This is a genomic window from Acetomicrobium sp. S15 = DSM 107314 (assembly GCF_016125955.1).
GTDB lineage: Bacteria > Synergistota > Synergistia > Synergistales > Thermosynergistaceae > Thermosynergistes > Thermosynergistes pyruvativorans.
The window spans coordinates 56,895-64,877 of record NZ_JADEVE010000289.1 but is presented as its reverse complement, the minus strand read 5'-3'; the positions used below and the strand labels follow the sequence as shown (position 1 = coordinate 64,877).

7 protein-coding genes are annotated in these 7,983 nt (G+C 52.5%); 3 read left to right on the top strand and 4 right to left on the bottom strand.

Annotated elements, in window-relative coordinates:
* From EZM41_RS13815 to EZM41_RS08620, 3 genes are all read left to right on the top strand, one after another.
* Positions 1–182 (top strand): hypothetical protein (locus EZM41_RS13815; RefSeq protein ID WP_232619227.1); only part of this gene is annotated, 182 nt, incomplete at its 5' end.
* Positions 183–599: 417 nt separating this feature from the next.
* On the top strand, positions 600–1,949 hold the full coding sequence (locus EZM41_RS08625) for a short-chain fatty acid transporter (RefSeq protein WP_198470707.1): 1,350 nt from the start codon (positions 600–602) through the stop codon (positions 1,947–1,949).
* Positions 1,950–1,994: 45 nt separating this feature from the next.
* Entirely contained in the window at positions 1,995–3,479 is a 1,485-nt protein-coding gene (locus EZM41_RS08620; RefSeq protein WP_232619226.1) for an amidase family protein, read from the top strand.
* 121 nt (positions 3,480–3,600) lie between these two features.
* Here the strand turns inward: EZM41_RS08620 and EZM41_RS08615 are convergent, their stop codons facing one another.
* Genes EZM41_RS08615 through EZM41_RS08600 form a run of 4 tightly spaced genes read right to left on the bottom strand, consistent with a single transcriptional unit; the run spans position 3,601 to position 7,954 of the window.
* On the bottom strand, positions 3,601–4,830 hold the full coding sequence (locus tag EZM41_RS08615; RefSeq protein WP_198470706.1) for an ABC transporter permease: 1,230 nt from the start codon (positions 4,828–4,830) through the stop codon (positions 3,601–3,603).
* The gene (locus tag EZM41_RS08610; protein WP_198470705.1) at positions 4,814–5,518 is read right to left on the bottom strand and encodes an ABC transporter ATP-binding protein; all 705 of its coding nucleotides are present in this window, start codon (positions 5,516–5,518) and stop codon (positions 4,814–4,816) included. The genes EZM41_RS08615 and EZM41_RS08610 overlap by 17 nt, the downstream gene beginning before the upstream one ends.
* Before the next feature lies 1 nt (position 5,519).
* Complete coding sequence (locus tag EZM41_RS08605; RefSeq protein ID WP_198470704.1) at positions 5,520–6,677, bottom strand: efflux RND transporter periplasmic adaptor subunit; 1,158 nt, start codon at positions 6,675–6,677, stop codon at positions 5,520–5,522.
* Positions 6,674–7,954: a TolC family protein gene (locus tag EZM41_RS08600; protein WP_198470703.1), complete on the bottom strand. Its 1,281-nt coding sequence runs from the start codon at positions 7,952–7,954 to the stop codon at positions 6,674–6,676. The genes EZM41_RS08605 and EZM41_RS08600 overlap by 4 nt, the downstream gene beginning before the upstream one ends.
* Between the last annotated feature and the right edge of the window lie 29 nt (positions 7,955–7,983).

The following is a 7,983-nucleotide window of genomic DNA, read 5'->3' as shown; positions in this document are numbered from 1 at the left end:
CTTCTGCATGTTTCCTGATAGATTCGGCCAACTCTCCGCCGGATACGCGCCTCAAGCCTGGCCAATTGTCCACGTCAACAGTGAGCGTTATTTGGCCCCTACACGACTGCCATCAATCTATCGGGATAGCCCTTCCAACGGAATGGTATTTTGAGCAGCTTGTTGAACCGCCCCGGGATTGACGGAGAGTAAAATTCTTGAGAGAATGAAGTTGCGAAAGTACAATTCAGATACTTGCCAGAGGTAAAGGAATGGGCGGTTCGGATGTTATTTGAACATGAGAAAGAATACACATCTCAGTGGGCTGCTACTAAGTATATAGTGCCTAAGATCGGTTATACGAGCGAAGCCCCTGGTCCTGTTGGGCTTCTGAACCTAGAATGAGATCAAGGGATACGCCTTGGACTGACCAGCATGGGGCGTCATCGCATCTGTGTATTTCAGGAACTAAACTTGGATAGAAAATAAACCAATATGGAAAGGAGGCAAAGAAATGAGGCAAAGAGATTCTGCTATTTATTTTGTTTAGCTGTTGTCTAAAGGAGCACTTTTGAGACCCATTTATTTCCAAATCGAAGATATTGAGGAGGAGAGTAAAGATGTTCAGGAAATTGGGTCAGTCAATGGCAGCGTTATCTTTTAAGTATATTCCTGATCCCAGTATTTTTGCAGTTCTTTTGACATTTATTGCTTTTGGGCTTGGAATCGCCCTTACGAAGAGCGGCCCAATGGACATGGTCCTCAACTGGTATAAAGGTTTTTGGGAGCTTCTATCTTTTAGCATGCAGATGGCCCTAATGGTCATCACCGCGTCAACAGTAGCAAACGCTCCTGCCATAAAGAAATGGATTTCACATCTTGCCTCTGTCCCTAAGAACAGTAAACAAGCGGTCTATTTCGTCGCCCTGATTTCGGTAGCAGTTTCAATAGTCCACTGGGGTTTAAGTCTTGTACTCGGCGCGCTTTTGGCACGTGAGGTGGGTAGATCTCTGAGGAGGCGGAATGTACCCTTTGAATACGGCCTCATTGGCGCGGCAGCCTATCTGGGACAAATGACATGGCACGGTGGCATGTCGGCCTCCATAGGTCTTCTCATTGCAACACCAGGGCATTTCCTAGAAAAACAGATTGGCGTCATCCCAATCTGGGACTACATGGTTAATCCTATGAACATTGTAGTAACCATCGCAATACTGGTTTTCCCGCCCCTCTTCGCATGGATGATTCACCCCAAGGACGGTGAAATTAAACCTCTCGAACCTGACGTGGCTGCCTACTTGGACAAGGCAGATGATATAGTTAGCAAAACTCGTTCAGTGGTCACCATCGGTGATAAGATGAACAACAGTAAAGCGATAGCCTATATTCTAGCCCTACTCGGCTTTACCTATATCGTTTACCACTTCGCTACGAAGGGATTTAGCCTCGACCTGAACATAGTGAATACCATCTTTTTCTTCGCTGGAATTGCCCTTCACGGCACAATGGCAGACTATGTTCAGGCGGTAAAAGACGCCACTCCAGGGGTTAGCGGCATAATTTTTCAATTCCCTCTCTATGCGGGTATTATGGGTATGGTGCGTTATTCTGGGTTAGTAGATGTCCTATCCGCAGCCCTCGTTTCGATTAGCACTATAAATACATTCTATCTATGGACATTTATTACCGCATCTATAGTTAATCTCTTTGTGCCTAGCGGCGGTGGCCAATGGGCTGTTCAAGGCCCCATCGCCATGAAATCGGCCGAAATGATGGGTGCAAGTTATATTAAGTCTGCCCTCGCAGTAGCCTATGGCAACACCTGGACAAATATGGTTCAACCCTTCTGGGCTATTGCTCTTCTTGGAATAACAGGGCTAAAGGCTAGAGACGTTATTGGTTATTCAACAGCTATTATGATCTTAAGCTTTTTGGTTTTTGCCCTTCCTCTTCTTTTCCTCAATGCGTAGCAATACTGAGATATCGGCATTTTGCAACGAAAGGATGTGAAATGATTGTCTGGAATAGATTTTCGAATCGAAGAAACCACTATACAAAAGATCCACGAGGCGATGAAAGAAGGACGCACTTCATGCAGGAGTATCGTTGAAGAATATCTCCGCCGTATCGAAGCCTACGATAAAAAGGGTCCCTCATTGAACGCCGTTATCCTAATTAATCCTAAGGCGCTGAAGGAAGCAGAGGAGATCGACTCAGCCTTTCGCAAACATGGGCCAATTGGACCCCTCCATGGCATTCCAGTTCTTTTAAAGGACAACGTAGAAACTGGCGACATGGTGACCACCAGCGGTTCTCTTGCCCTTAAAAACTACTTGCCTGATGACGATGCATTCATCGTAAAAAGGCTTAAAACGGCTGGAGCCATTATTTTAGCCAAGGCCAACATGCACGAATTTGCCATATGGGGAGAGAGTGTAAGCTCTGTTCTCGGACAGGTGCTCAACCCCTACGACCTCACCAGAACTCCTGGAGGATCAAGTGGTGGCACCGGTGCGGGCATGGCGGCCAACTTCGCTGCTGTAGGCATCGGAACGGACACCATTAATTCCATCAGGTCTCCTGCCTCTGCATGCAGCTGTGTCGGCATTCGCCCCACCATTGGCCTTGTAAGTCGAGATGGTATCTGCCCCTATTCGCTCGACCAGGACACAGCCGGTCCTATTTGCCGAACCGTTGAAGATGCGGTGCGCGTTCTTGATGTAATCGCTGGATATGACCCGGCTGACCCCGAAACAGCCTGGGCGGTAGGGAATATCCCTCCTACATATACCAACTTCCTATGCCCTGACGGCCTACAAGGAAAGCGTATTGGCGTGTTGTGGAGCCTCTTTGGCGATAAACCAGAACACGAAGAGGTGAACTTCGCCGTAAAGCGGAGCCTCAACGCAATGAAAGACGGTGGTGCGGTGCTCGTGGATGTGGATGAGCCAATTGACACAAACTACCTCACATCTGAAGTGAGCGTCCATCTTCATACCTTAAAAGACGACCTCGAATTCTATCTGCGAAGCTGCGGAGAGAAAGTCAAATACCACACGATATCTGAATTAATCGACTCAGGGGAGATACATCCGAGCATTGTAGAGAACATGAAAGCCGCTGCAATTTTGGGCAGAAACAGCGATGCCTACAAAACAAGGATGCTCAAACGACTAACCCTCCGCACTCAGATAATGAAGCTTATGGCAGATTTAAAGCTTGATGCCTTTGTTTACCCGCACCAAAAAAGACTTGTCGTCCCCGTTGGGGAACCGCAAGTGGAACGCAATGGAGTTCTTGGATCAGTCACCGGATTTCCAGCAATCACTTTGCCTGGCGGCTTTTCCCACCCCACAAAAACGGCCCCTGAAGGAGTTCCGATCGGTTTGGAGATCCTTGGCCGTCCGTGGAGCGAAGGGGCACTGATCTCCATTGCTTACGCTTTTGAGCAGCGAACCTTTTGTCGTAAACCGCCCTATAGCACCCCTCCGCTGGGCTAAGTGCAAGAAAAGATGGCGTGGGGAGACTGTTAGTCTCCCCTTTTTCGTTTTTAAGAATATACAGAGAGCGCTTTAAAAAACAAAGCGTCCATACCAAGTTCCTAAGAGCGAAAGGAGCGCGTCATTCGTAACGTAAGGCCTCGATGGGGTCCATGAGGGAGGCTTTGTAAGCTGGGTAAAAGCCGAAGAATACGCCAACAAAGCCGGAAAAACCAAAGGCCAGCAGTATCGAGGAGGGGGAAATTGACGTGCTCCAGTTAAAAAGGAGCACCAGCATTTGCGAAAGAAACGTTCCCAAAGCGATTCCCGCTATTCCGCCAATGACAGAGAGCAAAAACGCCTCTATGAGGAATTGGAGCCTTATGTCGCGCGGCCTTGCGCCCACGGCCATGCGTATGCCTATTTCCCTCGTGCGCTCTGTGACTGAAACCAACATTATGTTCATTATACCTATGCCGCCCACCAACAGGGAAACCGAAGCTATTGCTCCCAAAAGGAGCGTCATGGCCTGAGTGGATTGTTGTGCCGCCTCCATCGCCTGGGTGAGGTTTCTGACTGTGAAATCGTCATCCTGATTTGGCCCTATGCGGTGCCTCTGCCTCAGCAGCGCCGTTATCTGCTCTTGGGCGAGGTATATGCTTTCGGCATCGCGAGCCTTCACGCTGATCCGCCGCACCATCCTCGGAAATGGCGTGCCGAAGAGGCGCTTCTGCGCCGTCGTGACAGGAACGAATATCACGTCATCCTGATCAGAACCGAAGGCGGACTGACCTTTAGGAGCCAGAACTCCTACCACCTGAAATGGCACCTTCTTTATCCTTATGATCTCTCCGACCGGATTCGCGTTGCCGAAGAGTTCATAGGCCACCGTTTCGCCTATGACGGCCACTTTCGTGCTGCTGCGCACATCTTGGTCTGTCAAAAATCTGCCCGAAGAGACGCTCCAGTTGTGCACGTCCATCATCCCCTCCGTCGTGCCTATCACGCCTGTCGACCAGTTCCGATTGCCGTAGACCACTTGAGCCACGCCGGATAGCTCGGGTGAGACATGCGATACGGCAGAACACTCTTTCTCGATCGCAATGGCGTCATCGAGGGAAAGGGATTGCTGTGTGCCTGCTCCCATGCGCACTCCGCCGGAGGTGGTGGTCCCAGGCACGATTATGAGGATGTTACTCCCCATGCTGGAGATGTGGCTCTCTATCTGCAGGCTGGCGCCGCGCCCAACTGCGATCATGGCTATGACGGCGCCAACGCCGATGATTACACCCAGGATGGCAAGCCCAGAGCGCATCTTGTTGGCCCACAGCGACCTCAAGGAAATTTTTGCCGTCTCAAGCAATCCCATCATGTTTTATCACCGCCTCATCCGATGAAATGGAGCCGTCTAAGACGCGGATGATGCGTTTGCTGAAAGAGGCGATGTCGGGTTCATGCGTGACGAGGACGATCGTCTTGTCATGCTCTTCGTTCAGCGAGACCAACAATTCCATCACTTCTACGCTGGTTTTGGTGTCGAGGTTGCCCGTAGGCTCGTCTGCCAAAATTAGGGGCGGATCGTTCACAAGCGCCCTCGCGATAGCTACCCTTTGCTGCTGTCCACCGGAGAGCTGATTGGGCCGGTGGTCCTTCCTCTCTTCCAGGCCGACCGTCTTCAAGGCCGCAAGCGCCTTTTCTGCACGCTCTTTCGAAGGCACACCGCCGTAGAGCATGGGGAGTTCCACGTTCTCCAGCGCAGACATGCGCTGGAGAAGGTTGAAGCCCTGAAAGACAAAGCCTATCTTGCGATTTCTAATCCCAGCCAGCCCATCTCGAGATAAAGACCCTACATCTACACCATCGAGCAGATAGCGCCCGCTCGTCGGCACGTCGAGGCAGCCTAAAATGTGCATAAGCGTGGACTTGCCGGAGCCAGAGGGCCCCATGATCGCTACGAACTCCCCCTTGTTTATGCCGAAGCTCACCCCCTTAAGGGCCTCCACGGTCACCCCGTCCATACGGTAAACCTTACGAACCCCTTCTGCCTCGATCAGGGCCATCTTAAAACGGAAACCTCCTGCCGCGCGAGGTCGAACTTTTGGTCGAACGCCCCTCCTCGACCACAACCAAATCTCCCTCTTTCACTTCGCCGGAAGCGACCTCCACGTAACGACCATCCGAGATGCCGCTTTCGATCGCTATGGGATGGATGCCGCCGTCCTTCACGATCCAAACAGCCTCTCCGCTTATCTTACCGGCCAACGGATGATCGGACGGACGGAAGCGCAGGGCGGCACTTGGAACCCTGAGTGCCTGAGGGCGCCTATCGGTTATGATCGTCACGTTCGCGGTCATGCCAGGCTTGAGTTTTAGCTCAGGGTTTTCGACGGATACTACCGTGGTATAGGTGATGACGTTTTCCACTTTGATAGGCTCTATCCGCACCTGATAGACGCTACCGGAAAAGGTAATGCTCGGATATGCATCGACTGTAAAGACCACTTCCTGGCCCACGGAAACACGGCCTATGTCGGCCTCGTCCACGCTGGTTTCAATCTGCATCTTCGTCAAGTCCTCCGCAATCGTAAACAGGGTAGGGGTTTGAAAGCTGGCCGCCACGGTTTGGCCTACGTCCACGCTCTTGGAGATGACCACGCCGTTGACAGGCGAATAGATCCTGGTATTTTTCAGGTCTACTTGCGCTTTCTTGAGCGCTGCCTGAGCCTGGGCCACTTGGGCCTGAGCCTCGGAGAGGCCTGCTTCGGCCAAGGCATACTGGGTCTGCGCCGCGTCAAGCTCGCTCTGCGCGATGAGATTTCGGTTGGCAAGCTGCTTCATGCGCTCCAGATTTCTCTTAGCGTCATCCAGCGTCGCTTTGGCCTTGAGCACACCGGCTTGGGCAAGCGCGAGGTTTGCCTTAGCCTGTTCCACCTGAGCCTCGAAGGTCTCAGGGTTTATGAGCGCGATCAACTGCCCTTTCTCAACTTGCGAGTTGTAGTCCACGTAGATCTCTTTTATCGTGCCCGAAACCTGAGTGCCGACCTCCACCGTCGTCACGGCAGAAAGCGTCCCCGTGGCCGACACGGATGCTACAATTTCTCCCCTGGTTGCCGGTTCGGTCCGGTAAACCACATTTTCGCCGTCGCCACGAAAGGCCCTGCTTGCGACGAAGATGGCTATCACGGCTGCCACAACGACAAAAACCCACCTCTTCTTCATAACGATAACGCACCTTCCCCCATCGCTTTCAAAAGCGCTGCATGGGCTATGTTGTAATCGTATAGCGCCTGGACATGGTTGTTCTGGGCGTCGCGATAGCTAACGGTAGCGTCCGTCACCTCGATAGGGCTCCCTACGCCCGCGGCATAGCGCCCCATGGCTAACTCCAAGTTTTCCATAGCCTGCTTCACCCCCAGCTCGGCCACGGCTATGCGCTCTCTCGACTCCACCAAGCTTAGGTAGGCGTCTTGCACCTCCAGTAGCACTTTCTGGCGAAGCGATTCCTCGTCGGCCATGGCAGCTTGCAGGTTCGCCTGAGCTTCCTTTACCTGGTTTTGGACGAGCCTGCCGTCGACGACAGGGATGGAGATGGAAAGCCCCGTATTCCACCCCTCTTCCAACGGAAAGTTCTCCCCTTGAAAACTGTAGGCGGCGAAGAGCGACAAAACTGCAGCATCTCCCTTGGCTGCAAATGTAACCGACTCTTCGGCGGCGCGCCTCTGAGCTTCCATGGCCTTGAGGTCCGGCCTGTGGGAATAAGCGCGGGAGGCTGCCTCGTTCACGGAGATCTCGTGGGGCTCAAAAGTCAGCGCTTCTTCTATGTCGTAATTGGGAGCGCGGGGCATGCCCATCGCGTTGTCAAGCGTTCGCCATGCCAGTTCCAGTGCGGATTCCGTCCTTATGAGCTCAAGCTTCGCATTGCTAAGATCCACCTGCGCTTTCGTCACGTCAAAGCGCGGTGCCACACCTGCTTCATAGAAACCCTGAGCCTGGAGGAGATGTTCTTCGAACTGCTTGACCACCTCACTGGCGACCTCTACATTCCTTTTGGCGGCCAACACGCCGAAATATGCCTCTCTAACGCCGTAAGCGACCTGCTCGGCCACGCCCATAAAGTTGCTTCGAGAGGCGGTCGTCATCTCGCTCTGAACGCGAAGTTGAGCAGCATTCCTTCCGGAATCGGAGATCTTTTGCGAGAGTGCCACACTCGCAGTATAGTCGTCGTAGGTTCGATCAACAGCAGACGCAGGAGAGCGCCTGGCATAGCTCGCCGAGGCGTCCACGTTAATGCGGTCTGCCGCCGCTATTTGCCCGGTGCGGGCTATCTCCGATTCGACACGCCTGCCGGCTGCCAACACATCAGGATGGCGTGCCAGGGCTATCTGAAGGCACTTCTGGAGGGTTAAGACTTCTCCTTGAGCTATGTCTCCTTGAGCGAAACACTGTGAGACGAGCGACACCGCGAGCGCAAAAGAGAGCAATACCGAGCGTCTCATTTTATCTTCTTTACCCCCGTCACTTAGTC